The sequence below is a fragment of the Faecalibacterium sp. OF04-11AC genome, from assembly GCF_003460645.1.
In the GTDB taxonomy this organism is placed as follows: domain Bacteria; phylum Bacillota; class Clostridia; order Oscillospirales; family Ruminococcaceae; genus Faecalibacterium; species Faecalibacterium prausnitzii_I.
Genome location: NZ_QTVP01000005.1, coordinates 108,403 through 133,074 on the forward strand (window position 1 = coordinate 108,403; position 24,672 = coordinate 133,074).

The 24,672-nt window shown below is 58.7% G+C and carries 22 protein-coding genes and 4 pseudogenes; 12 read left to right on the top strand and 14 right to left on the bottom strand.

The features are described from left to right. Positions 1-34: 34 nt before the first annotated feature. The 6 genes from DXA70_RS04160 to DXA70_RS04185 all read right to left on the bottom strand — a co-directional run bounded on the left by DXA70_RS04160 (position 35) and on the right by DXA70_RS04185 (position 2,702). Positions 35-274, bottom strand: a complete 240-nt coding sequence (locus DXA70_RS04160; RefSeq protein ID WP_055156118.1) for a DUF6061 family protein — start codon at positions 272-274, stop codon at positions 35-37. Positions 275-571: 297 nt separating this feature from the next. Continuing rightward, positions 572-985, bottom strand: coding sequence for an EamA family transporter (locus DXA70_RS04165; protein ID WP_128117687.1), 414 nt, complete (start codon positions 983-985; stop codon positions 572-574). Between the two features lie 83 nt (positions 986-1,068). After that, entirely contained in the window at positions 1,069-1,272 is a 204-nt protein-coding gene (locus DXA70_RS04170; protein ID WP_128117688.1) for a hypothetical protein, read from the bottom strand. Positions 1,273-1,566: 294 nt separating this feature from the next. Further along, the gene (gene rpsI / locus DXA70_RS04175) at positions 1,567-1,965 is read right to left on the bottom strand and encodes a 30S ribosomal protein S9 (protein WP_112115500.1); all 399 of its coding nucleotides are present in this window, start codon (positions 1,963-1,965) and stop codon (positions 1,567-1,569) included. Positions 1,966-1,982: 17 nt separating this feature from the next. Further along, positions 1,983-2,411 carry a 50S ribosomal protein L13 gene (gene rplM / locus DXA70_RS04180; RefSeq protein WP_112115501.1) on the bottom strand — a complete coding sequence of 143 codons (429 nt, stop codon included), beginning with the start codon at positions 2,409-2,411 and terminating at the stop codon, positions 1,983-1,985. A 108-nt stretch (positions 2,412-2,519) separates the two neighbouring features. After that, positions 2,520-2,702, bottom strand: a complete 183-nt coding sequence (locus tag DXA70_RS04185; RefSeq protein WP_128117689.1) for a hypothetical protein — start codon at positions 2,700-2,702, stop codon at positions 2,520-2,522. Between DXA70_RS04185 and DXA70_RS04190 the strand changes: the two genes are divergently transcribed. From DXA70_RS04190 to lepA, 4 genes are read left to right on the top strand one after another with little or no spacing between them, the layout of a single operon-like run. Beyond that, positions 2,701-3,270 carry a hypothetical protein gene (locus DXA70_RS04190; protein WP_112115502.1) on the top strand — a complete coding sequence of 190 codons (570 nt, stop codon included), beginning with the start codon at positions 2,701-2,703 and terminating at the stop codon, positions 3,268-3,270. The genes DXA70_RS04185 and DXA70_RS04190 overlap by 2 nt on opposite strands. Before the next feature lie 25 nt (positions 3,271-3,295). After that, positions 3,296-4,216, top strand: a complete 921-nt coding sequence (gene alr / locus DXA70_RS04195) for an alanine racemase (protein WP_278321309.1) — start codon at positions 3,296-3,298, stop codon at positions 4,214-4,216. Between the two features lie 17 nt (positions 4,217-4,233). Next, positions 4,234-4,500: an alanine racemase C-terminal domain-containing protein gene (locus DXA70_RS15035; protein WP_278321310.1), complete on the top strand. Its 267-nt coding sequence runs from the start codon at positions 4,234-4,236 to the stop codon at positions 4,498-4,500. Positions 4,501-4,521: 21 nt separating this feature from the next. Further along, positions 4,522-6,333, top strand: a complete 1,812-nt coding sequence (lepA, locus tag DXA70_RS04200; protein WP_128117690.1) for a translation elongation factor 4 — start codon at positions 4,522-4,524, stop codon at positions 6,331-6,333. Between the two features lie 189 nt (positions 6,334-6,522). On the opposite strand, the gene DXA70_RS04205 is transcribed toward lepA, so the two are convergent. The 8 genes and pseudogenes from DXA70_RS04205 to DXA70_RS04240 all read right to left on the bottom strand — a co-directional run bounded on the left by DXA70_RS04205 (position 6,523) and on the right by DXA70_RS04240 (position 14,173). After that, a complete protein-coding gene (locus DXA70_RS04205) occupies positions 6,523-7,089 on the bottom strand; it encodes a chromate transporter (protein WP_128117691.1) in 567 nt (188 codons plus the stop codon). A 5-nt stretch (positions 7,090-7,094) separates the two neighbouring features. After that, positions 7,095-7,646, bottom strand: a complete 552-nt coding sequence (locus DXA70_RS04210) for a chromate transporter (RefSeq protein WP_128117692.1) — start codon at positions 7,644-7,646, stop codon at positions 7,095-7,097. A 341-nt stretch (positions 7,647-7,987) separates the two neighbouring features. Then, positions 7,988-8,362, bottom strand: coding sequence for a hypothetical protein (locus DXA70_RS04215; protein ID WP_128117693.1), 375 nt, complete (start codon positions 8,360-8,362; stop codon positions 7,988-7,990). Between the two features lie 13 nt (positions 8,363-8,375). Continuing rightward, positions 8,376-9,349, bottom strand: a pseudogene (locus DXA70_RS04220) (oligopeptide/dipeptide ABC transporter ATP-binding protein). Beyond that, a complete protein-coding gene (locus tag DXA70_RS04225; protein WP_128117694.1) occupies positions 9,339-10,367 on the bottom strand; it encodes an ABC transporter ATP-binding protein in 1,029 nt (342 codons plus the stop codon). The pseudogene DXA70_RS04220 and the gene DXA70_RS04225 overlap by 11 nt, the downstream one beginning before the upstream one ends. Positions 10,368-10,379: 12 nt before the next feature. Continuing rightward, positions 10,380-11,309, bottom strand: a complete 930-nt coding sequence (locus DXA70_RS04230; RefSeq protein WP_128117695.1) for an ABC transporter permease — start codon at positions 11,307-11,309, stop codon at positions 10,380-10,382. 14 nt (positions 11,310-11,323) lie between these two features. Beyond that, complete coding sequence (locus DXA70_RS04235; protein WP_022256931.1) at positions 11,324-12,283, bottom strand: ABC transporter permease; 960 nt, start codon at positions 12,281-12,283, stop codon at positions 11,324-11,326. A 114-nt stretch (positions 12,284-12,397) separates the two neighbouring features. Next, positions 12,398-14,173: a peptide ABC transporter substrate-binding protein gene (locus DXA70_RS04240; RefSeq protein WP_158565131.1), complete on the bottom strand. Its 1,776-nt coding sequence runs from the start codon at positions 14,171-14,173 to the stop codon at positions 12,398-12,400. 261 nt (positions 14,174-14,434) lie between these two features. Between DXA70_RS04240 and DXA70_RS15040 the strand changes: the two are divergent. From DXA70_RS15040 to DXA70_RS04275, 8 genes and pseudogenes are all read left to right on the top strand, one after another. Beyond that, positions 14,435-14,887, top strand: a pseudogene (locus DXA70_RS15040) (LysR family transcriptional regulator); the annotation flags it as partial. Positions 14,888-14,946: 59 nt separating this feature from the next. After that, positions 14,947-16,212: a tyrosine-protein phosphatase gene (locus DXA70_RS04245; protein ID WP_278321311.1), complete on the top strand. Its 1,266-nt coding sequence runs from the start codon at positions 14,947-14,949 to the stop codon at positions 16,210-16,212. Between the two features lie 308 nt (positions 16,213-16,520). Beyond that, a pseudogene (rny, locus tag DXA70_RS04250) lies at positions 16,521-18,094 on the top strand (ribonuclease Y). A 442-nt stretch (positions 18,095-18,536) separates the two neighbouring features. Next, positions 18,537-20,246 carry a peptide ABC transporter substrate-binding protein gene (locus tag DXA70_RS04255; protein WP_128117697.1) on the top strand — a complete coding sequence of 570 codons (1,710 nt, stop codon included), beginning with the start codon at positions 18,537-18,539 and terminating at the stop codon, positions 20,244-20,246. Positions 20,247-20,377: 131 nt separating this feature from the next. Beyond that, the gene (locus DXA70_RS04260; protein ID WP_022256926.1) at positions 20,378-21,313 is read left to right on the top strand and encodes an ABC transporter permease; all 936 of its coding nucleotides are present in this window, start codon (positions 20,378-20,380) and stop codon (positions 21,311-21,313) included. A 1-nt stretch (position 21,314) separates the two neighbouring features. Then, on the top strand, positions 21,315-22,418 hold the full coding sequence (locus DXA70_RS04265) for an ABC transporter permease (protein WP_128117698.1): 1,104 nt from the start codon (positions 21,315-21,317) through the stop codon (positions 22,416-22,418). 13 nt (positions 22,419-22,431) lie between these two features. Then, entirely contained in the window at positions 22,432-23,529 is a 1,098-nt protein-coding gene (locus tag DXA70_RS04270; protein WP_112115512.1) for an ABC transporter ATP-binding protein, read from the top strand. Position 23,530: 1 nt separating this feature from the next. Further along, a pseudogene (locus tag DXA70_RS04275) lies at positions 23,531-24,461 on the top strand (ATP-binding cassette domain-containing protein). The last annotated feature ends 211 nt before the right edge of the window (positions 24,462-24,672 follow it).

Sequence of the window (24,672 nt, forward strand, 5' to 3'; positions counted from 1 at the left end):
ATAGCACTCTTAATGAACACTATCCCTCTTTCACTTAATAAAATTCTAATGAATCTTCTGCATCCACCCACATCTGTAAATTGCCCTCAAGATATAATCTTGCATATTCCAAAGGCTCATCCACAGCTAATGAAGTAAGTGCACATTCTGATCCATATGTGGTTTTTAAATCTTTTTCAGCTTCCCAGCAGTCAATGCGAAGCATATATCCAGCACTTGTGTAAACATCAATACTATCGTGATTTATGTTGTATTCTGCATAAATTGTTCTCATCGTATCTTATCTCCATTTTCTTTTGATAATCAGTAATAGAGTTAAATATCGAAAACATTTCAATCAGTTCACCATGTCGTTATTGTTATATGTTATACTGTGTTATGAAATTTTCTTTCCCTTAATTTTTCCCATATTAAGGTTCATGAAAGCTAATGGGAGAATGTAACACAAGGGAAAGAGTAAGGGAAAGTACACTTGCTACAAACTTAGTATTTTCAAGGGTTTGCGAAGAATTTGATAATCAAATATAACAGTTATTAAATTTCCTAAAATATGTGAAATATCAACTGAGATTTATAAAACCATTATCAATGTTCCTGCTGTAATCAGCATACATCCAATCAGGGATTTTGCAGTAAATTCTTCATGTAAGAAGATAAATGCCAAAATTAATGTAATAACAACACTTAATTTATCAATCGGAACTACTTTTGAAGCTTCGCCCACTTGCAATGCCTTGTAATAGCAAAGCCACGAAGCACCCGTTGCAAACCCGGATAATATAAGAAAAATCCAACTCTTTTTGCTGATTTCAGCAATTCCACTCTGTGCATTTGTGAGAAATACCATTCCCCAAGCCATTGCTACCACAACAACAGTTCTGATAGCTGTTGCAAGATTTGAGTTGACTCCATCTATGCCGACCTTTGCCAGTATAGAGGTAAGTGCTGCAAATATTGCAGATAGTAATGCAAATATTAACCACATACCATATTACCTCCTCAAATTCCGAGTTTTTGAGCTGTTCTTACTTTCTATTTTATCAGATATCGCCTACAGGTTCCATAGCTTCATAGCTCAAAATCTACACCATCCGGCGTAATCGAGGGTAATCCCCGTACCGAATCGTTCCATGTGTCCGGCAAACTGAGCAGCATAGAGAGAAGTCCTTTTCCTTTCAGGCTGAGACCCTGATCCCACAGGTGGTCAAAATGGGCTTGTCCACCAGTAATTTGACCACTGTAACCCATAAATTTCCGTTCAAATTCCATCAAAGCCGAACAGTCCAGGCAGAATTTTGGGTATAGAAAAAGCCCGGAAATAGCGTATTTCCGGGCTTTTTAGCGTTTTTAAGCTGTAGATTAGCGCTTGGAGAACTGAGGTGCATCGCTGGCACGGCTTTGCCGTGCGCGCGATGCTTTGAGCTGGATTCAAATGCGCGTCCGGCTCGCCCCTTACGGGGCAACCGCCGGACATGCGCAGTCGCGCTCCCCAGTCCAGCTGGGAAGCAGGCAATAAAAAAGCAGTTCTGCCGAAGCAGAACTGCAAAAGTGCGATAAAAGGGTAAATCAGCGCTTGCTGAACTGGGGAGCACGACGTGCAGCCTTCAGACCGTACTTCTTGCGCTCCTTCATACGAGGATCGCGGGTCAGGAAGCCAGCCTTCTTCAGAACAGAACGGTTCTCCTCGTTCTGCTGCAGCAGGGCGCGAGCCAGACCGTGGCGGATAGCGCCAGCCTGACCGGAAACACCGCCGCCGGAAACGCGGACGACGACGTCATACTTGCCCTCCAGGCCCAGCAGGACCAGCGGAGAACGGACGATCAGCTTCAGGGTCTCCAGACCGAAGTAGTTGTCGATATCACGATCGTTGATGGTGACTTTGCCGGTGCCGGTGTAAACGCGAACGCGGGCAACGGAATCCTTACGACGACCAGTGCCGTAGAAATAAGGTTTGGTTTCGTACATGTTCAATTGCCTCCTTCTTAGAACTCGATCTTCTCGGGCTTCTGAGCTGCGTGAGCGTGCTCGGCACCCTGGTAGCAGTGCAGGCGGGTCAGAGCCTTTGCACCGATGGTGTTAGAGGGGATCATGCCCTTGACAGCGTAGGTCATAGCCAGATCGCTGTTCTCAGCCATCAGCTTGCTGTACTGGACCTTCTTCAGGCCGCCGATGAACTTGCTGTGGGTGATGTGGAACTTCTGCTCGGCCTTCTTGCCGGTCAGGACAGCCTTGTCGCAGTTGATGACGACAACATAGTCACCGCAATCAACGTTGGGGGTGTAGTTAACTTTCTGCTTGCCGCGCAGCAGAACAGCAGCCTCAGCAGCGACGTGGCCCAGGCTCTTGCCGGCAGCGTCGAGCAGATACCACTTGCGCTCGACTTCAGCGGGCTTTACGAGAGTAGTGCTCATATCTATTTCCTCCTGATAAGTGTTTTGTACGGTTCAGGCGCCCTTTTGGGGCGCGAGTGTCAGTATACAACACAAAATAGAGCCTGTCAACACTATTTTTTGATTTTTTCAGCGTAAATTTTTAAATCTTTCAAAATCTCCTGTTTTCTCTTGAAATCTCTTGATTTCAGATTTTGGATTTTTTGTTTCTTTTTTCGTGTCCGGAGCGCATTTTCTGCACGGTGGTGCTACAAATCCGCGGCCAGTTGTGTTATACTGTAAAGGTATATTGTTTAAAGGAGAATGTTCCATGTCCAAAGACCTCCACCAGCGCGACGCCGCACAGGCCCGCGGCTCCAAGCTCCTGCTCGCCATGGGCATCATCGTCCTGCTGGGCGCATTGGCCTATTTTATCCTCACCCTCGTGGTCAACCGCCGCACCCCGGCCAACCCCGACACCACCTACACCGCGGAGAATGGCGTGACCGTTTCTTACGAAAGCGGCATCTGGCCCGTCTGTGAGATGACCGAGGACGCCACGCTGGGCCATGCACTGGAGCTGGCCTCCGCTGCCGACAGCTCTGACGCCAATTATCAGGTGGTGCTGTTCCAGCGGGGCGACAAAGACACCTACGCTGATTTCATTCAGCAGTCAGAAAGCGACCTGAAAGAGGCCTATGGCGTCATCAGCCCCCGCAAGGTGAACCTGAGCGTGGACGGTGCCACCGTCACCGCCGTGCGGTGCGACATTCAAGCCTATTACGCAGTACTGGCCACCATCACCTACGACAGCGGCGATGTGGTCTATGTCTCCGGCCTGACCAAGCTGGCCTCCATCAGCGATATCGTCAACCTCGTGGAGAGTGTCCGCCTGTCCTGAGTTTTGAACCGAAAGAGGCGACTTTATGATGCCAAATCAAGTTTTTGAAAAACACGTCTGGGCCGAGATCGATCTGGACGCCCTGCGGCAGAATTTCCGGGCGGTCAAGCAGCGGGCCGGGGAGCTGCCCCTCTGCGCCGTTGTCAAGGCCGACAGCTACGGCCACGGGGCCGTGCAGTGTGCCCGGGTCTTTGCCGAGGAGGGGGCCGCCTGGCTGGCCTGCAGCTGCCTGGCCGAGGCATTGCAGCTGCGGCAGGCCGGGCTCACCCTGCCCATTTTGATTTTGGGCCATGTCTACGCCAGCTGCGCCGCCGACCTCATCCGGAACCACATCACGGTGGCCTGCTACTCTCTGGAACAGGCCGAGGCTCTGAGCAAAGCGGCCTGCGCGGCAGGCGGCCGGGTGCAGATCCATCTCAAGGCGGACACTGGCATGGGCCGCATCGGCTTTGCCCTCCGCACGGATTTTGAAAAGGCCGTCCAGGAGATGGGCCACGCCTGTCAGCTGCCGGGCCTTGCAATGACCGGCCTGTTCCAGCACTTTGCCGTGGCCGATGAGACGGACGAGGCCGATGTGGCCTACACCGCCGAGCAGCACGCCCTGTTCGTTAAGGCATTTCAGGCGCTGAAAACCGCCGGGCACGAGCCCGCCCTTGTCCACTGTGACAACTCCGCCGGGGTCATGCTCCACCCGGAATGGCCGGAGGGGCTGGAACGCTCCCGCTGCATGGCCCGCCCGGGCATCATCCTCTACGGCTTCGACCCCAGCAGCGCCGTCCGCTTCGGGCTGTTCCGCCCGGTGATGAAGCTCAAGACCGTGGTGAGCATGGTCAAGGAGCTGCAGCCGGGGCAGTCTACCAGCTATGGCCGCCGTTTTACGGCCGAAAAGCCTACGAAGATCGCTACCCTCTGCGCGGCTACGCCGACGGCTATCCCCGCCTGCTGAGCTGCGGGCAGGGCATCGTGGAGATCCACGGCAAGCCCTGCCCCGTGGTGGGCCGGGTCTGCATGGACCAGCTCATGGTGGACGTGACCAATGTACCGGACGTCCATGAGGACGACGAGGCCATCCTCTGGGGCGGCGCCGTCAGCGACAGCGCTGAGGACATTGCCCGCAAGACCGATACCATCTCCTATGAGGTGCTCTGCGGCGTGGCCCGCCGGGTGCCCCGGGTCTACTTAGAGCACGGCGAGATCATGGCCGTGGAAGACTGGATTCTCAACAACTAAATCTCTCGTTTGGAGGAACCAATGGCAAGAGACAACATCCGCAATTTCTGCATCATTGCACACATCGACCACGGCAAATCCACCCTCTCGGACCGTATTCTGGAGCTGACCAAGAGCGTGGACGAGCGCACCATGGAAGACCAGATCCTGGACAACATGGACATCGAGCGGGAGCGCGGCATCACCATCAAGGCCCGCGCCGTGACCATGAACTACACCGCCAAGGATGGCAAGACCTACGAGTTCAACCTCATCGACACCCCGGGCCATGTGGACTTTGCCTACGAGGTGAGCCGCAGCCTGGCCGCCTGCGAGGGTGCCATCCTGGTGGTGGACGCCACCCAGGGCGTGGAGGCCCAGACACTGGCCAACACTTATATGGCGCTGGAGCATGACCTGGAGCTGGTGCCCATCCTGAACAAGATCGACCTGCCCTCTGCCCACCCGGACGAGGTGGCCCAGGAGGTGGAGGACATCATCGGCCTGCCCTGCCTGGACGCTCCCCGCGTCTCCGCCAAGACCGGTCTCAACGTCGATCAGGTGCTGGAGCGGGTGGTCAGCGACATCCCCGCCCCCACGGGCGACCCGGACGCCCCCCTCAAGGCCCTGATCTTTGACAGCATCTACGACAGCTACAAGGGCGTCATCGTTTATATCCGCGTGTTTGAGGGCACCGTCAAGCCCGGCGACACCATCCGCCTGATGGCCACCGGGGCCCAGTTCACCCTGGTGGAGGTGGGCCACATGGGTGCCACCAGCCTGACCCCCTGCAGCCAGCTGCAGGCCGGCGAGGTCGGCTACCTGACCGCCAGCATCAAGACGGTGCAGGACACCCGCGTGGGCGATACCGTCACGCTGGCCAACAACCCCACCCCGGAGGCCCTGCCCGGCTACCGTCAGGTCAAGCCCATGGTCTTCTGCGGCATCTACCCCGCCGACGGTGCCAAGTACCCCGACCTGAAAGACGCCCTGGAAAAGCTGCAGCTCAACGACGCTTCCCTGACCTTTGAGCTGGAGACCAGCGCGGCTCTGGGCTTCGGCTTCCGCTGCGGCTTTCTGGGCCTGCTCCACATGGAGATCATCACCGAGCGTCTGGAGCGGGAGTTTGACCTGGACATCATCACCACCACCCCCAGCGTCCGCTACCGGCTGACCCTGACCGATGGCACCGTGGAGATGATCGATAACCCGTCCTCCTATCCGGACCCCTCCAACATCGTCAAGCAGGAGGAGCCCTTTGTGGACGTCCACCTCTACACCCCCAACGAGTATGTGGGTGCCCTGATGGACCTCTGCCAGCAGAAGCGCGGTGTGCTGGCTGACATGAAATACCTCGATGACGTCCGTGTGGACCTCCACTACGCCCTGCCGCTGGGTGAGATCGTCTACGACTTCTTTGACGCCATCAAGAGCCGGAGCCGCGGCTACGCCAGCTACGATTACGAGTTCAAGGAGTACCGCGAGAGCGACCTTGTCAAGCTGGACTTCCTGCTCAACGGCGACCCCGTGGACGCCCTCTCCATGATCGTCTTCCGGGACAATGCCTACGCCAAGGGCCGCCGCATCTGCGAGAAGCTGCGGGACAACATCCCCCGCACCCTGTTTGAGATCCCGGTGCAGGCGGCCATCGGCGGCAAGATCATTGCCCGCGAGACCGTCAAGGCCATGCGCAAGGACGTGCTTGCCAAGTGCTATGGCGGCGACATCTCCCGCAAAAAGAAACTGCTGGAAAAGCAGAAAGAGGGCAAAAAGAAGATGCGCCAGCTGGGCAGTGTCGAGCTCCCCAGCGAGGCCTTTACCGCCGTGCTCAAGCTGGACAGCGACGACGATTGATCTTAAAATTAAATTGCAAAGCGCAAGAAGCCCCGCGGTAGTAGCAATACCGCGGGGCTTCTTGTTGCGTTCATGAGAACCATGCACACATACTTCGTTCGTACTTTTTATTATATGCACCCTTACCAAAATGTCAAGAGCCACATGCCATTTACGCCAAACGTCCGCAATTGAAAAAGTCCAAAATTTTCAGTGATAGACCACCATGCCCAGCACTGCGGAGACTAGGATCATCGCAATGGGGGAGGGAGCTTTGCCTTTCCACTTCTGCCAGCCAAAATGGAGCAACAGCAGGGCCGCCAGAATGCCGATGCCCTGCCAGGCAGGGGCGGGGGTGTCCGCCAGCGTGGAGAAGCCCAGCAGACTGCTCAGGCCCATGGTGACGGCCGTGGCCAGAATGAGGGCCACCACACAGGGCCGGATGCCGGAGAGGAACGCGTTGACCCCCGCGTACTGCAACAGATTATGGATGAGCGCCGCAATGAGCAGGATGATGAAAAACGAGGGCAGCACCACCCCCAGCGTGGCGCAGATCGCCCCCGCCATACCGGCCTGCGAGGCCCCGATGAACGTTGCCATATTGATGGCCAGCGGCCCCGGGGTGGACTCCGACACAGCAATAAAACTCAAAAACTGCGTCTCCTCCAGCCAGCCGTGGAGAAGCACTTTCTCCCGGATGAGAGAGATCATGCCGTAGCCGCCGCCAAAGGAGACGGCACCGATTTCCAGAAACGTCCAGAACAACTGCCAGAGCATCCCGCTCACCTCCCGCCTTTCTGATTTCTGCCCGTCCCCCAGACGGCCACGCCCACCATGCCGCTGAGGAGGATGAACGCGATGGAGGAGAACTTGACCGCCAGCAGAGAGAACGCGATCATGCAGGCCATGACCACCAGCAGGATGCCCACATTGAGGGGCGTGCGCTCCAGCGCCTTGAGCATCCGGACGCCCGCCAAGAAGATGAGGTAGATGACACAGACCTGAATGCCCTGAAAAGCGTGCGCCACCACCGTCAGGGACGTGAACTGGTCAAAAAACAGGGAGATGGCGTAGATGATGCCAAACGACGGCAGGGAGACGGCCACCGTGGCCACGGCCGCCCCAGGCACCCCGGCCAGCTTATAACCCAGATAGGTGGCACTGTTGATGGCCACCGGCCCCGGGGTGGACTCGGCAATGGCGGCCATGTCCAGAAACTCGTCCCGGCCCAGCCAGTGCTTTTGGGTGATGAACTCATTTTCCAGCAGGGCGATCATGGCATAGCCGCCCCCAAAGGTGAACAGACCGATCTTAAAAAACGTGCCAAAGAGCATCCAAGGCTTCGCTCTTCTTCCTGCAGCGTGCGGTGCGGCATGGGCTCTCCCCTCCTTTTCCGTGTGGTATTATAGCATAGTCTCTTTTCTTTGCCAAGGCCTCTCCCTTTGAAAGACTCCCGCCGGGGAGGTGGCACGAAAGTGCCAGAAGGGGGCAAGGTGGCATTGCGAAGCAATGACGGAGAGGGCAAGGATGCTGACAAAAAGCAAAAAACACAGCGATACGATCTCTGTTTGTCAGAGACATCGTATCGCTGTGTTTTTATGTTTTATTTTACCGGGCTTGCCCTCTCAGGCGCTGACGCGCCAGCTCTCCCAAAGGGAGAGCCTTTGGCATAACCTTAAACGAATGCAGAATACATCCAGCCATCCAGCACACTGGCCACGAGCAAAATAGCCGCGGCGGCGCAGAACAGCACCCCGAAGAGGCCGAAGCGGCCAAAGCGGGCAGTCCAGCCGTCCTTTTCGCGGACGGAGGCCGCTTTTTCAGGCAGGAGGAGGGCTCCGGCACTCACCAGCAGGGCCAGTGCCCCCACGATGAACAGCCCCCGCCGGGCCAGCTCCAGCCCGGCCAGCGCGGAAAAGCCATGGCTCACCGCGCCCACTGCAAGCAGCAGGATGAAAACGCCTGCCGCCACAGCCAGCCCAAGAAGAAAAGCTTTCCCGGCGTCTTTCAGGAGCAGGGCAAAGCGGTTCCCAGCTTTTTTGTCTTGCATGGAGCCGCCCCGCTTATTCGCCCGTCACCCGGAAGCAGGCCACCTCGTGGCCGGTGCCCACCTCTTTCAGGGTGGGGGTCGCTTCTTTGCAGCGGGCGGTGGCGTAGGGGCAGCGGCTGGCAAAGCGGCAGCCGGGAGCCGGGTCGATGGGGCTGGTGACTTCGCCCTCCAGATGGATGCGCTTGGTCTCCCGCTCGGCCTCAATGATGGGGTCCGGGATGGGAATGGCCGAGAGCAGCGCCTGGGTATAGGGGTGGAGCGGGTGGCTGTACAGCTCCTCCGAGCGGGTGATCTCCACGATCTGGCCCAGATACATGACGGCCACACGGTCCGAGATGTGCTTGACCATGGAAAGATCGTGGGCCACGAACAGGTAGGTCAGGCCCATCTCCTTTTGCAGGCGGATCAGCATGTTGATGACCTGTGCCTGAATGGAAACGTCCAGCGCCGAGATGGGCTCGTCCATCACGAGGAACTTGGGCTCCATGGCCAGGGCACGGGCAATGCCGATGCGCTGGCGCTGGCCGCCGGAGAACTCGTGGATGAAGCGGTTGGCGTGCTCCTTGTTCAGGCCCACTTTTTCCAGCAGGCCGTAAATTTTCTCGGCGCGCTCGGCCTTGTTTTGATACAGGTGGTGGACATCCATGCCCTCGGCGATGATATCGCTGACGGTCATGCGGGGGTCCAGGGAAGCGTACGGGTCCTGGAAGACCATCTGAGCCTCCCGCTTATAGCGAACAGCTCACTGCCTTTCAGGGCGTGAACGTCCTTGCCCCGGTAGAGCACCTGTCCATCGGTCTTGTTGTACATGCCCAGGCAGGTGCGGCCGCAGGTGGTCTTGCCGCAGCCGGACTCGCCCACCAGGCCCAGCGTCTCGCCCTCACGGATGCTGAACGAAACGTCGTCCACCGCGTGCAGGGTGCGGCCATGGCCGAGATCGAAGTATTTTTTCAGGTGGCTGACTTCCAGCACAACATTATCCTTCATAGTGGGCCTCCTGTGTAAAGGGTGCGTCGGCGGCAGGCGTTTCCAGCTTATACAGCCAGCAGCTTGCCTCGTGGCCGTCGCCAAAATTCAGCACCGGGGGCTGCTGCTCGCAGCAGATCTCCATGCAATACTTGCACCGGGTGCAGAACGGGCAGCCCTTGGGCGGCGCGATCAGGTCAGGCGGGGTGCCCTCGATGCTGGCCAGCTGCTGCTTGTTCTGCAGGTCCAGGCGGGGCACTGCTTCCAGCAGGGCGTTGGTGTAGGGGTGGCGCGGGTGGTGGAACACCTCAATGCTGGTGCCCCGCTCCACGATCTGGCCGGCGTACATGACCACGATGCGGTCCGCGATATTGGCCACAACGCCCAGGTCGTGGGTGATGAGGATGACCGAGGCGTTCTTTTCTTTCTGCAGCGCCTTGATGAGGTCGATGATCTGGGCCTGAATGGTCACATCCAGGGCCGTGGTGGGCTCATCGGCGATGAGCAGCTTGGGGTCGCAGGCAAACGCAATGGCGATCATAACGCGCTGGCGCATCCCGCCCGAGAACTCGTGCGGGTACTGGTCCACCCGGCTCTCCGGCTGGGGGATCCCCACCATCCGCAGCAGCTCCACGGCACGGGCCTTGGCCTCTTTTTTGCTCAGCTTGGTGTGGTGGCGCAGGTTCTCAATGATCTGGTTGCCCACGGTCATGGTGGGGTTCAGGGCCGCCAGCGCGTCCTGGAACACCATGGCCACCTCGCCGCCGCGGTAGGCGCAGAGGCGCTTTTCGTTGAACTGGAGCACATCCTCGCCGTCAAAGATAATTTCACTGCCCTCTTTGATCTCAGCGGGCGGCGTTTTGATCAGCCGCATGATGCTCTTGGCCGTAACAGACTTGCCGCAGCCGGACTCACCAACAACGGCCACCGTCTCGCCTTTGTTTACCGTAAAGCTGACGCCGCGCACGCTCTGTACCTCACCGGCATAGGTGTGGTAGGAGACCCGCAGGTTTTTGACTTCCAACAGTTTTTCACTCATGTCGCAGCCTCCTTATTCAATGGTGCGGGGGTCCAGCGCGTCGCGCAGACCATCGCCCAACAGGTTGAACGCCAGCACCGCAATGCAGAGCACTGCCGCCGGGAAGAACAGCTGCCAGGGGTAGAAATCCATCTTGGCCTTGCCCTGGCTGATGAGGACGCCCAGGCTGATGACATCGCTGGACAGGCCCATGCCGAGGAAGCTCAGGCTGGCCTCGGTAAAGATATAGCTGGGGATGCTGGAGCAGAGGTTCAGGATCAGGATGCTGACGGTGTTGGGCAGCAGGTGCTTGATGATGATGCGGACCGGGGAGGCACCGATCATCTGGGCCGCCTGCACATACTCGGATTCCCGCAGCTGCATGAGCTGGCCGCGCATCTGGCGGGCCGTGCCGCACCAGGAGGTGATGCACATGGCAAACAGCAGGCCGCCCACGTTCTGGCCCACCACCATCATGATGAGCAGGGTGATGAGCAGGGAGGGGAACGAGGTGATGACCTCAATAATACGCATCATCACGCTGTCCACGGTGCCGCCAAAGTAAGCCATGACACCGCCATAGGCGCAGCCCACCACGATCTGGATGGTGGAGCAGACCAGTGCCACGATGAGGGACAGCCGGGCGCCGATCCAGACACGGCAGAAGATATCACGGCCCATGGTGTCGGTGCCAAACCAGTTGGCACTGTTCGGAGCCGTATTCTTGATGGACGCGTTGATCTTGATGTACTCCTGGCCGTTGATGGTGGGGCCCAGCAGCACGAAGAAGAGGACCACGGCCAGCATCACCATGGCGACGACAGCCAGCGGGTTCTTCTTAAGTCGGCGCCACGCGCCCTGCCAGTAGGTGATGGTGGGACGGTCGATCTTTTCCGCGTCAAAGCGGCTGTGGTCCACCCGGGCTGCCTGCTCCGGGGTGAGGAATTTTGCAGTTTCACTCATAATGCCGCGCCTCCTTACCGCTTGCCGCCGCGGATCCGGATGCGGGGATCGACGACGGTGTACAGAATATCGGTCACAAAGACCACGATGATGTAGAGCGCTGCCAGAATGACTGTCTCGCCCATGACGATGGTGACATCCTGTGCCGCCACGGCATTGACGTAGTACAGGCCCAGGCCCGGGATGGAGAAGACGCTCTCAATGAAAAACGAGCCGGTGATGCACATGGCCACGCTCATGGGGAGGTTGGTCACGATGGGGATGAACGAGTTGCGCAGGACGTGGTGCAAGATGACCTCCCGGTGGGTGAGGCCCTTGGACTCGGCCGTCAGGATGTAATCCTGATTCATGACATCCAGCATACTGGCCTTGAGCAGGCGGGCATAGGACGCGATGTAGCCAAAGCAGCCCGCCAGCGTGGGCAGCACGGTGTAGTTCCAGCCGCTGGTCCACAGGTGGTCACTGGGCCAGCCGATGACCGGGAACCACCCCAGCTTGCCCGCAAACACCTGTTGCAGCAATAGCGCAAACACCAGGTTTGGCACGGAGATGAGCAAAATGGACAGGGCCACGACGAGATAATCCCAGAACGAGCCCTTTTTCACGGCTGCCAGCACGCCCAGTGCCAGACCGAGGGAAACGCCCAGCAGCATCTGCTGGATGCCCAGCCGGGCCGAGATGGGGGCTTTTTCCTTGATGATGGACTGGACGGTCTGGCCCTCATAAATGATAGACTCGCCAAAATCGCCGTGGACAAGGCCTTTCATGGTGATAACGTAGCGCTCCATCACGGGCTTGTCCAGGCCGTATTTCGCATACATGCGGGCAGCCACGCTGTCAGGCAGCTTTTCCACGCGGGCCGAGAGGGCATCACCGGGGGTGGCTGCCAGCAGGAAGAACGTTGCTGTTGCGATGATGAACAGGGTGAACAGCATGATCACAAACCGTTTCACCGTATATTGTAGCATTTTCATAGCAGCTAAATCCTCTTTTTATCCGGGCATCGGGGTGACCCCGGAATACAAAAATAAGCGAGGAGAACGCTGTGGCTCTCCCCGCTCTCTCCAAAAGCGAGAGTTTTATCGGGATCAGTGTGCCAGGATCTTGACACGAGAGAACTCGAAGTCAGAACCAAACATGGGCATGCTCAGGCCGGAGACGTAGCCCTGGACATAGATCTGGCTGTTATCATAGTACAGAGGCACCAGACCGCCCTCGTCCAGCAGCAGCTTCTCAGCCTTGCCGAACAGCTCCATGCGCTCGGCATCGTCCTGGCTGGCGCCGGCCTTCTCGATCATCTCGTCGTACTCGGGGTTGGAGTAGCCGCCCATGAACTTGGCGTAGCCGTTGCCGGTGACCCACAGCTCAAAGAACGTCATGGGGTCGTTGTAGTCGCCGTTCCAGCCCTGCAGGTAGAAATCGTACTGCTGGGCATTGCGGGCAGCCACGAACGTGCTGGAATCGGGGTAGGTGTCGATCTGGACCTTGACGCCCAGGTTCCCCTCCAGCTGCTGCTTGAACCACTCCAGCTGACTGGTCTTCTCGGTGGTGGCACCATAGGAGATGACGGTCAGGGTCACGTCAGAGACAGTGCCTGCCACGCCGGCCTCGGCCATGCCCTCTTCAAACAGGGCCTTGATGGTATCGGAAGAAGTATCCTCGTCTGCATAGGGTTCCGGATTGGCCGCGCGGAACTCCTGCTCGCCCACGGTGATGCCGTAGGGGATGACGCCGTAAGCGGTGGTAACCAGGCCCTCTTTGAACATGGCGTTGAACTCCTCGCGGTCAAAGGCCAGTGCAATGGCCTTGCGGCACTTGGGGTTCAGCATCACGCCGGAGGGGCCGCCGGTCGCGCCGTCCTCGGTGTGCTGGTTCAGCACCAGATAGTTCACACTGGGCTCGTCCTTGCCAAAGTACTGGAACGTACCGTCAGCAACCTTATTCTGCCAGCGGTCCACATACTCAAAATCGGTCAGCTTCAGCACATCGATCTGCTGGCTCTCCATCAGCTGAGCCTGGGTAGAAGTCTCATCGACGACACGGAGATTGATCTGGGTCAGGGTGACCTCGTCGGCGTTCCAATACTTCTCGTTCTTCTTCAGGGTCATGTTGTTTTCCAGCACACGGTCGCTGATGTAGAACGGGCCATTATAAACGTGCAGGGTATAATCGTTGGTCCAGTTGCCGCCCGCGGCCTCAGCTGCATCGATCAGGTCCTTGCGGACGGGGTAGAAGCAGACCATGCCAACCTTTTTAATAAAGGCGGGGTCCGGGGTGGTCAGGGTAGCCTTGAAAGTCAGGTCATCCACCAGCTCCACAGCCACATCTTCCAGCTTGCCGCCGTTCTCGCAGTAATCCTCCGCGCCCACGATGCCGTAAGCCAGGAACGCGTAGCTGAAAGCCAGGTCGGGGTTGACCAGACGCAGCCAGCTGTCCACATAGTTCTGGGCGGTCACGGGCTGGTCATCGCTCCAGACCATGCCCTCACGCAGGTGGAACGTATAGGTCAGGCCGTCGTCGGAGACATCGTAGCTCTCGCAGCCCGCGTTCTCGACCACATCCACACCGTTCTCATCGGTAAAGGTGCGGAACAGGCCCTCCTGCACAGCGGTCAGCACTTCAAACTCGTTGGCGTTGCGGACATCGTTGACATCAATGAGGGCCAGATCGGTATAGGTCAGGTTCAGCACCTGCTTCGCGGCCAGCTCCGTGGTAGCAGGTGCAGTGGATGCTGCAGAAGAGGATGCGGTGCTGCTGGAAGAGCCGCCACAGGCGGTCAGGACACCGGCTGCTGCCACAGCGGCAGAGCCTGCGCCGACGGCTTTCAGGAAGCTGCGGCGGCTGATGGAATATTTAGATGCCATGGTGAAATCTCCTTTTATCATCCGCCCGGTTGAAAGGGTGCCGGGCTGTTTTGCCACAAAACCTATCAAGCTGGTATGTTATTATACTTTTAGATTCAGGCGAGTTTAATGATACCACCTTGTGAATGCCCTGTCAACCAAACTGCGGTCTGGTTGCGTATTTTCATGTTTTTTATTCCCATCTTCTTTACAATTCACGGAAACCGCGTTATTCTTTAATATATTACAGTGCATCCGCAGCACTGCTTTCAGGAGGGGCCCATGGATATCCGCCAGCTGCACTATTTTCTGGTCCTGTGCGAAGAGATGAATTATACCCGCGCCGCCCAGCGGCTGTTTTTGTCGCGCCAGGCACTGCGGCAGTGCATCACCGCGCTGGAAGCCGAGCTGTGCGGCCCGCTGTTCGTCAGCGCCCACCACAAGCTCTCCCTCACCGACCGGGGCGTGAGCCTGCAGCGCCATGCCGCGCCGGTGGTGGAGCAGTTCCAGCAGATGCAGGCCGCCCTCCACGCGGAGATCCAGTCTGCCCAGCCCGTCCGCATCGGCATCAGCGTGTCCCTCGTGCCGGACTACCTGCCCGGGCTGGAAACGCAGCTGGACAAATTCCGCCAGCAGTACCCCCACATTGCAATGCGGTTCCGCCTTTTGGCCAACGATGCCGTGGCCGATGGCGTGGAGCAGGGAGAGCTGGACGCCGGCCTTGTCATGGACCTGGCTGCGCCGCCAAGGTGCTGGCCCGCACCACCCTCCGGGCCGACCCCGCCTGCCTGCTGGTGCCCCGGGGGCACCCATTCTGGGAGAAAGAGAGCGTTCCCCTCGCCGAGCTGCGGGGCCAGCGCGTGCTGCTGCCCAGCCTGCGGCAGGATCTGTTTGCCCCCCTGTGGGACAGCTGCGCCCGGGCAGGCTTTGCGCCGGACGCGGAGGTGGGCCCCAGCTTCTATCAGGCTTATTATCTGGTCCAGGAGCAGCTCTGCACCTGCTTGACCCGGTACGAGCCGGGGGCCCGGCGGGAGCTGGACCGGGTGCGGGACGTCCTGCTGGAAGACCTGCCCCCACTCTGTGTCTCGCTGGTGCAGCGCCGGGACCACAGTTCCGCCTACATCGACCTGCTCCGCAGCTATCTGATGGAGGTGCTGGGCGGGGCCGCCAGCCTGCCGCCCCGCCGCGGACGCCCGGCCAAGCCGTTCTACAACTTCCCGGTGCTTTCCAGCACCGCCCCGGCCGCTGCCGCACCCGTGCACCCGGCACCCGGCACCCCCCTGCCTTTTGCGGGCGGACACAACTTCCGGGAGCTGGGCGGCTATGAGGCCGACGAGGGCAAGCACGTCAAATGGGGGCAGATCTACCGCGGCATCACCACGGCCTGCCTGACCAGCGCGGCGGACCGCAAGCTGCTGGACAGCCTGGGCCTCCGCCTCATCCTTGACCTGCGCAGCGGCACCGAAGCCGCCGCGGCCCCGGACTATGTGCCGGACGGTGCCCGGCTGGTGCAGATCTGCGGCCTCTGCCTCGAAGACGGCAAAGAAGTGGATTTCTCCCCGGAAGACCGCTTCACCCTGCTGAAAGGGATGCCCGACGAGGGCAACCGGATGGCCCGGGCCATGTACGAGCGGATGCTCCACGGCAACAAAGCGTTCAAGGAGCTGTTCCGGGCGCTGGAAGCCGGTGAAACGCCCGTCCTCTTCCACTGTTCCGGCGGTAAGGACCGCACAGGCGTGGCAGCCATGCTCATCCTGCTGGCCCTCGGCGCTTCCGATGAGACCATTTGCGCCGATTTCGTCCAGTCCAACACCTGCCGCAAGGAAGAGATCGAGGCCCTGTGGGCCGAGCACGCCGAGGAGATCGCCGCCCGACCGGAGCAGAAATACTTCTACCTGGGCATCTCGGGCGTCCACCCGGACGACGGGCCGTTCGTCTTACAGACCATCCGGGAGCAGTACGGCACCACCGACGCTACCTGGAGCCGAGTACGGCCTGACCCCCGCCCGCCTCATGCGGCTGCGCCGGATGTATCTGGAGTAAAATATTTTTCAAAATAATTCGCCTTCAAACAAGCTTCTCCCTTGACAATGTCCGGAATCTCTCGTAATATAGATAGTAGTATGGAATCCTTGACGCTGCGTGCCGGGGCATTCCGCAACCAATATTTCAATGGGGCTTCATCTGCCCGTTTTTATAAGATAAACTTGTAAATCAAAAAGCTGCATCATTCCGCCCGCAGGGGGAGTTTTCTCCTCTGCGTATCGTTTTGTTGTCACTTTTCCGTTGAAAGCTGGATTTTTTCAAAAACCCACGCCCTGTTTCGCAGCGTCTCATTAAATTTGATTTTTTGAGGAGAGTGAACACGATGCCCACAATCGCAGTGATTGTGGTCGTAGTCGTGATCGCCGTTGTGGCAGGTGCCGCGGGTTATTTTATTGGTTATAACAACCGTAAAAAAACCGCTGAGGCTCAGATCGGCAGTGCCGAGGCCGAGGCTACCCGCCTGGTGAACGAAGCGATCAAGACCGCAGACCAGAAACGAAAAGAAGCCATCCTGGAAGCAAAAGACGAGGCATTCAAGCTGAAAGCCGAAGTGGACGCCCAGAAAGCCGAAGCCGACAAGGAGATCAAGCAGCGCCGCGCCGAGATCAGCCGCCAGGAAAACCGCGTGGACCAGAAAGAGACCGCCCTCGACCGCAAGACCGAAGCGCTGGAGCGCAAGGAAGAGGAACTGAAAAAGAAGCACGAGGAAGCCGACGCCCATCTGGCCGAGGTAGACGCCCTGCGCGCCAAGGAGATGGAGCGGCTGGAAACGCTGGCCGGCCTGAGCCAGGAAGACGCCCGCGAGGTGCTGCTGCACAAGGTGGATGAGGAGCTCACCCACGAAAAGGCTGTCCGTGTGGCCGCCTATGAGACCGACCTGAAAGAGAACTGCGAGAACATCGCCCGCAATCTGGTGGGCCAGGCCATCAGCCGCTGCGCTGCCGACCACTGCAGTGAGACCACGGTCAGCGTCGTCCCGCTGCCCAGCGACGAGATGAAAGGCCGCATCATCGGCCGCGAGGGCCGCAACATCCGCGCGCTGGAAACCGCCACGGGCGTGGACCTCATCATCGACGATACCCCGGAGGCCATCACCCTGTCCTCCTTTGACCAGACCCGCCGTGAGGTGGCCCGCATGACGCTGGAGCGCCTGATCGGTGACGGCCGCATCCACCCCGCCCGCATTGAGGAGACGGTGGAGAAGTGCCGCCACGACCTGGAGCTGCAGATGAAGCGGGAGGCGAGAAAGCCGTGATGGAGCTTGGCATCCATGGCCTGCACCCCGACCTCATCAAGCTCATCGGCCGCCTGAAGTACCGCACCAGCTTTGGCCAGAACGCTCTGACCCACAGCATGGAGGTGGCCTGGCTGGCCGGCCTGCTGGCAGGCGAGATGGGCGTCAATGTCACGCTGGCACGCCGCGCCGGCCTGCTGCATGACATCGGCAAGGCACTGGACCACGAGATCGAGGGCAGCCATGTCCAGATCGGTGTGGACATCTGCCGCAAGTATAAAGAGAACACCCAGATCATCCACGCCATTGAGGCCCACCACGGCGACGTGGAGCCCAAGACCCCGCTGGCATTCATCATCCAGGCCTGCGACGCCATCAGCGCTGCCCGCCCGGGTGCCCGCCGTGAGAACGTGGAGAGCTATGTCAAGCGCCTGGAGAACCTGGAGGAGATCTCTTCCAGCTTTGAGGGTGTGGAGCAGGCCTTTGCCGTGCAGGCAGGCCGTGAGGTCCGCATCATGGTCAAGCCCGACGTCATCAGCGACGATCAGGTCATCCTGCTGGCCCGCTCCATTGCCAAGAAGATCGAGGACACGCTGGATTACCCCGGCCAGATCAAGGTCAACGTCATCCGCGAGAGCCGTGCCGTCGAATACGCAAAGTAAAATCTCATCGTTTCAGAGCCGCTGCGTTTGCAGCGGCTCTTTTTGTTTCTGGTATAAAAACAGATGACGATTGTTCAAGTTGTGTGAAAGAAAAATGAGCCGTTTTCTTTCAAAAACAAAGCAGCCCGCAAGATTCGTCCTTGTGCAAAATACAAGTACTACTTATTTCGTTTAAGTTGTCCTTGTATCAGATACAGCACAAGAGCAAAACTATACAAAAATTAACAAGCAGATTTTTTGCATCATTGGGCATTTCACAGAAATCACCCACTTTTCCGTCAAAACAGCAAAAAACCACTTTTCTTTTTGTGCAACGGGGAGTATAATGCAGCCATAGCACAAAGGTGTGTGAAGCTCCAGAGGGGGAGCAGACCGCCCTGTGCATTTTTTAGAAGATATCGCTTTATAGCTTTAAAGCGGTGAAGAGAGGGGAAAAGATATTATGAAATTCGATCGTCGTATTTCGCGCCGCAGCTTCCTGGCTGCTGCAGGTGTCTCCGCTGCTGCTCTGGCCCTGACGGCCTGCGGCGGTTCTTCCAGCTCCACGGCTGCTGCTTCTACCGCAGCTTCCGGTGCAAGTTCCGCAGCTGCTGGCACGGCTGCCGGCGGCACCCTGAACGTCATGCTGGAGACCGAGGTCCAGTCTCTGGACCCGCAGGTCGCCACCGACGGCACCTCCTTTGAGGTCATCGCCGATTACACCGACGGCCTGATGCAGATGGATACAGACGGCTCTGCCGTGCCCGCCATTGCAGAGACCTATGACCTCAGTGAGGACGGCAAGACCTACACGTTCCACCTGCGCGATGCCAAGTGGTCCAACGGCGATGCCGTGACGGCTGCGGACTTCGTGTTCGGCTGGCAGCGCGCCGTCGATCCCGCCACCGCTTCCGAGTATTCTTACATGCTGTCCGACATTGGTCAGGTGGTCAACGCCGCTGAGATCATTGCCGGCGAGAAGCCCGTTACCGACCTGGGCGTGACCGCTGTGGACGACAAGACCCTGGAGGTCCAGCTGAATGTTCCTGTCAGCTACTTCCTGAGCCTGATGTACTTCCCCACGTTCTACCCCGTCAATGAGGCATTCTATAACACCTGCGCCGACACCTTTGGCACCAGCCCCGACACCGTGCTGTCCAACGGCGCGTTCATCCTGACCGATTACCAGCCCGCTGCTACCGCGTTCGAGCTGGCCAAGAACCCCGATTACTACGACGCTGACTCCATTTCTCTGGATGGTCTGGCTTATCAGGTCATCAAGGACAGCCAGCAGGCCCTGATGAGCTACCAGACCGGTGCTCTGGACATGACCCTGCTGAACGGCGAGCAGGTCGATCAGGTCAAGGATGACCCCGAGTTCACCAGCGTGGGTGCCGGCTACCTGTGGTACATCAGCCCCAACGTGGACGCTGTGCCGGATCTGGCCAACCTGAACCTGCGCAAGGCCATGACCTTTGCGCTGGACCGCGACGCCATTACCGGCGACGTGCTGAAAGATGGTTCCGCCCCTGCTTACACCGCTGTGCCTGCACAGTTTGCAACCGGCCCCGACGGCAGCGATTTCAGCGCCGACCAGACCAAGTTTGCAGATTCCTGCGCATACGATCCGGACAAGGCCAAGGAGTTCTATGAGGCTGCCAAGGCCGAGCTGGGCAAGGATTCGTTCACCTTTGATATGGTCGTTGATGCCGACGATGCCCCCCAGAAAGTGGCACAGGTCGTCAAGGAGCAGCTGGAGACCACGCTGGAGGGCCTGACCGTCAACCTGGCCGTGGAGCCCAAGAAACAGCGTGTGCAGGATATGCAGGACGGCAACTTCCAGCTGGGCCTGACCCGCTGGGGCCCCGACTACGCCGACCCGATGACCTATCTGGGCATGTGGGTCACCGGCAACTCCAACAACTACGGTCTGTGGAGCGACGCCGACTACGATGCCATCATCGCCGAGTGCACCACCGGTGACCTGTGCACCGACCCCGAGGGCCGCTGGGCTGCCCTGTACGACGCGGAAGCCATCGTGCTGGATCAGGCCGTCATCTTCCCGCTGTACGGCCAGTGCAACGCCGAGATGATCTCCTCCGCCGTCAAGGGTGTGGAGCATCACCCCTGCGCTCTGAACCGCGTGTACAAGCGCACCACCAAGAGCGTCTAATTGAACATCCATTGCTGAACAAGGCCGCACAGTGGCCCGCAAAAGCCACTGTGCGACTTTTTGGCATTGTACCTGTCCGCAGCTCGCGCACGGTTGACCGCGGCTGCAAAAGAAAAGGGGGTTCACCCGTCGTGAAAAAATATACGCTCAAGCGGCTTCTGACCTCATTGTTCACGCTGCTGGCCATCCTGCTGGTGCTGTTCATCCTCATGCAGCTGATGCCCGGCTCCCCGTTCAACGATGAAAAGCTGACCGCTGACATGCGGGCTGCGCTGTACACCAAGTATGGTCTGGATCAGCCCATCTACATCCAGTTCTTCCGCTATGTGGGCAACATGCTCCGGGGCGACCTGGGCGTGAGCTACAACATCTCCAAGAACACGCCCATCTCCCAGCTGGTGCAGGCCCGCCTGCCCATCTCCATCCAGATCGGCGGCATGGCCGTCACGCTGGGCGCGCTGGTGGGCCTGGTGCTGGGCATCATCGCCGCCCTCAAGCGGGACACCATTTTTGATACCGTCGCCACCATCATCTCGGTCATCGGCGTTTCGGTGCCGTCCTACGTCTTTGCGCTGGCACTGAGCTATACGTTCGGCTTCAAGCTCCGCTGGTTCCCCATGCTGTTCTCCGCAAAAGACATCTTTGGTTCCAGCGTGCTGCCCAGCGTGTCGCTCTCCATGTTCACCATGGCGTCCATTGCCCGTTTTACCCGCAGTGAGATGATCGAGGTGCTGGACTCCGACTATATGCTGCTGGCCGAGAGCAAGGGCATCTCCGGCCCGGCGCTGATCTTCCGTCACGCGCTGCGCAACGCCCTCATCCCCATCATCACCGTGCTGGCTCCTCTGATCGTGGACCTGATGACCGGCTCTCTGGTGGTCGAAAAGATCTTCGCCATCCCCGGCGTGGGCAGCCTGCTGGTGACGGCCATCCAGTCCAACGATTACAACGTTGTCATTGGTCTGAGCTTTATCTACAGCGCCATGTACATTGGCATCATGCTGGTCGTTGACCTGCTGTACGGCATCATTGACCCGCGCATCCGTTTGGCAAAGGGGGACGACTGATATGGCAGAAAAAGCGATCCGGCTGGGCGGCGAATCCACCGCCGCCGCCGTCACCCAGGCCGTGGATGGTCTGTACCCCGAGCACAAGTTCAACGAGGCGGATTTCACCCTCAAGCACAACGACGATGAGATCGCCGTGGACTCCAACTTTGCGGCCCAGAGCTTCTGGAAAGATGCCCGCATCCGCTTCTTCCGCAAGAAGAGCGCCGTGCTGGGCCTCATCCTCATCGTGTTCATCGTGCTGCTGGCCATCTTTGGCCCGGGCATGAACAGCTACACCTACTCCGGCCAGGAGCTGAGCCAGAAAAACTTTGCCCCCCGTGTGCCGGGCATCGAGAGCTTCGGCATTCTGGACGGCAGCGAGAAGATGAGCACCACCACCGGCACCAAGATCGTCAACAATTACGTCGAAAAAGGCAAGGACGATGTGTACTACTGGTTCGGCAGCGACCTGTATGGCCGTGACATCTGGACCCGCACCTGGGAGGGTGCCCGCGTCTCCCTCATCATCGCCGTGGCTGCCGCCATCATCGACATGGTCATTGGCATGAGTTACGGCCTGATCTCAGGCTACTTTGGCGGAAAAGTGGATATGCTGATGCAGCGCTTCCTCGAAGTGGCCAACGGCATCCCCCGTCTGGTCATCGTGACCCTGCTGCTGCTGATCTTGCAGCCCGGCATGATCACCATCATCTTTGCCCTGATGCTGACCGAGTGGGTGGGCATGAGCCGCATTGCCCGTGCCGAGATGCTCAAACTGAAAGATCAGGAGTTCGTGCTGGCGTCCCGCACGCTGGGTGCGGGCAGCTTCTTCATCATCTTTAAGGAAGTCCTGCCCAACATCATCGGACCCATCATCACCCAGGTCATGTTCAGCATCCCCACCGCTATTTTTACCGAGGCTTTCCTTTCGTTCGTGGGTCTGGGCATCCCGGTGCCCCAGTGCTCGCTGGGTTCGCTCATCAGTGAGCTGTACAACAGCTTTACCACCCACCCCTACCAGATCATCCCGCCCATCGTGGTCATGAGCCTGCTGATGCTCAGTTTCAACCTGGTGGCCGATGGTCTGCGCGAGGCACTGGACCCCAAGATGAAGAGCATGTAAGGAGGAACACACCATGCCTGAAAACAAAAAAGAACAGGTGCTGTCGGTGCGTGACCTCGACATCACCTTTAAGACCACCGCAGGCAAGGTCCACGCCATCCGCGGCGTGAACATCGACCTGTACAAGGGCGAGACGGTGGCTCTGGTCGGCGAGTCCGGCTCGGGCAAGTCCGTCACCATGAAAGCCGCCATGGGCATCCTGGCCCAGAACGCCATCGTCAACAGCGGCTCCATCCAGTTCAGCTACCACCACGCCGACGGCTCCCCCGAGACCGTGGACCTGCTGCAGAAAGACAAAAAGTGGATCCGCCGCCACATCAACGGCAAGCGGATCGCCATGGTGTTCCAGGACCCCATGACCAGCCTGGACCCCACCATGCAGATCGGCAAGCAGATCATGGAGGGAATGCTCTGGCACTTCAAAATGCCCAAGGATCAGGCCTACAAAAAGGCTGTGGAACTGCTGGAAGAGGTGGGCATCACCGATGCGGAAAAGCGGATGAAGAACTACCCCCATCAGCTGTCCGGCGGTATGCGGCAGCGCGTGGTCATCGCCATCGCGCTGGCCTGCGACCCCGACCTGCTCATCTGTGATGAGCCCACCACCGCTCTGGACGTGACCATTCAGGCCAAAATCCTGGAGCTGATCCGCTCCATCCAGAAAGAGCGCGGCATCTCGGTCATCTACATCACCCACGACTTGGGCGTTGTGGCCAAAGTCGCCGATTATGTGGACGTCATGTACGCCGGCAAGATCGTGGAGACGGGCACCATCGACGAGATCTTCTATGAGCCCCGCCACCCCTACACCTGGGGCCTGCTGTCCGCCATGCCTGATCTGGACACCGCCGACGACCGCCTGTACACCATCCCCGGCTCGCCGCCCAACCTGCTGCATGAGAAGCCGGGCGACGCCTTTGCCCCCCGCAACCATTTTGCGCTGAACATTGATGACGAGGTAGACCCGCCCATGTTCAAGATCACCGATACCCACTATGCGGCCACCTGGCTGCTGGACCCCCGCGCTCCCAAGGTGGACATGCCGCCGGAGCTGGCCCAGCGCATTGCCCGCATGAAAGCGGAAGCAAAAAAGATCGAGGAGGCGGAGTAACATGGCAGCTCAAAGTGCTACCCCTCTGCTGAAAGTCGAGGGCTTGAAGCAATATTTCAAGGTAAACAAAAACTTTACCGTCAAGGCTGTGGACGATGTCAGCTTTGAAATTTATCCCGGTGAAACGTACGGTCTGGTGGGCGAGTCCGGCTCGGGCAAGTCCACCATCGGCCGCAGCATCATCCGGCTGTACGACCCCACCGCAGGCAAGATCACCTTTGACGGGCAGGATATCAGCGGCAAGCTGAACCACAGCCAGAACAGCACCCTGCGCACTCAGATGCAGATGATCTTCCAGGACCCCATGGCCTCCCTAAACCCCCGCAAAAAGGTGGAGGACATCATCGGCGAGGGACTGGACATCCACCACATGTATCAGAATCAGGAGGAGCGCCGCGCCAAGGTCGAGGCCATTCTGGCCAAGGTCGGTCTGGCCCCGGAGCACGCCGAGCGCTACCCCCATCAGTTCTCGGGCGGCCAGCGCCAGCGTGTGGGCATCGCCCGTGCCCTCATCATGAACCCCAAGCTCATCATTGCCGATGAGTGCATCTCGGCACTGGACGTGTCCATCCAGGCCAGGTGGTCAACCTGATGAAAGACATCCAGCAGGAGACCGGCACGGCCTACCTGTTCATTGCCCACGACCTGTCCATGGTCAAGTACATCTCGGACCGCATCGGTGTGCTCCATCTGGGCCACCTGCTGGAGACGGGCACCACGGAAGAGATTTTTGAAAATCCCATCCACCCCTACACCCGCAGCCTGCTGTCCGCCATCCCGCTGCCCAACCCCGTGGTCGAGAAGCGCCGCGTGCAGAGACGTACGACTACGCCACTTCCGGCATCGACTACACCCAGGGCACCAACCACCATGTCAGCGGCAGCCACTACGTCAAGTGCACCGACGACGAGTTCCGCAAGTGGACGAAATAACCGTCCCGCAAAAGTTTACCGAACCTCTCCCCGCGCAGGGTCTGACCGTGTCCCCCGCGGGGAATTTTTATATGATATGCAAAAAACAGCGCCGCGTCCGGTTGAACTGCACCCCATTTGTTAGACAGTATGGTATACTGTTTAGGAAATGGGGTGTTTTTGTATGCCAAAGGGAATACCACAGAAAAAATATAGTGGGGAATTCAAAATA

Bases quoted from the DNA above. Each gene is read 5' to 3' on its own strand.
- DXA70_RS04185 (WP_128117689.1), bottom strand. From the start codon at position 2,702: ATGGAACATTCTCCTTTAAACAATATACCTTTACAGTATAACACAACT.
- DXA70_RS04215 (WP_128117693.1), bottom strand. From the start codon at position 8,362: ATGCAAGACAAAAAAGCTGGGAACCGCTTTGCCCTGCTCCTGAAAGAC.
- DXA70_RS04205 (WP_128117691.1), bottom strand. From the start codon at position 7,089: ATGCTCTGGCAGTTGTTCTGGACGTTTCTGGAAATCGGTGCCGTCTCC.
- DXA70_RS04225 (WP_128117694.1), bottom strand. From the start codon at position 10,367: ATGAGTGAAAAACTGTTGGAAGTCAAAAACCTGCGGGTCTCCTACCAC.
- rplM (WP_112115501.1), bottom strand. From the start codon at position 2,411: ATGAGCACTACTCTCGTAAAGCCCGCTGAAGTCGAGCGCAAGTGGTAT.
- DXA70_RS04165 (WP_128117687.1), bottom strand. From the start codon at position 985: ATGTGGTTAATATTTGCATTACTATCTGCAATATTTGCAGCACTTACC.
- DXA70_RS04210 (WP_128117692.1), bottom strand. From the start codon at position 7,646: ATGCTCTTTGGCACGTTTTTTAAGATCGGTCTGTTCACCTTTGGGGGC.
- DXA70_RS04265 (WP_128117698.1), top strand. From the start codon at position 21,315: ATGGCAGAAAAAGCGATCCGGCTGGGCGGCGAATCCACCGCCGCCGCC.
- DXA70_RS04160 (WP_055156118.1), bottom strand. From the start codon at position 274: ATGAGAACAATTTATGCAGAATACAACATAAATCACGATAGTATTGAT.
- DXA70_RS04255 (WP_128117697.1), top strand. From the start codon at position 18,537: ATGAAATTCGATCGTCGTATTTCGCGCCGCAGCTTCCTGGCTGCTGCA.
- DXA70_RS04230 (WP_128117695.1), bottom strand. From the start codon at position 11,309: ATGAGTGAAACTGCAAAATTCCTCACCCCGGAGCAGGCAGCCCGGGTG.
- DXA70_RS04190 (WP_112115502.1), top strand. From the start codon at position 2,701: ATGTCCAAAGACCTCCACCAGCGCGACGCCGCACAGGCCCGCGGCTCC.
- lepA (WP_128117690.1), top strand. From the start codon at position 4,522: ATGGCAAGAGACAACATCCGCAATTTCTGCATCATTGCACACATCGAC.
- DXA70_RS04270 (WP_112115512.1), top strand. From the start codon at position 22,432: ATGCCTGAAAACAAAAAAGAACAGGTGCTGTCGGTGCGTGACCTCGAC.
- DXA70_RS04235 (WP_022256931.1), bottom strand. From the start codon at position 12,283: ATGAAAATGCTACAATATACGGTGAAACGGTTTGTGATCATGCTGTTC.
- DXA70_RS04240 (WP_158565131.1), bottom strand. From the start codon at position 14,173: ATGGCATCTAAATATTCCATCAGCCGCCGCAGCTTCCTGAAAGCCGTC.
- rpsI (WP_112115500.1), bottom strand. From the start codon at position 1,965: ATGTACGAAACCAAACCTTATTTCTACGGCACTGGTCGTCGTAAGGAT.
- alr (WP_278321309.1), top strand. From the start codon at position 3,296: ATGATGCCAAATCAAGTTTTTGAAAAACACGTCTGGGCCGAGATCGAT.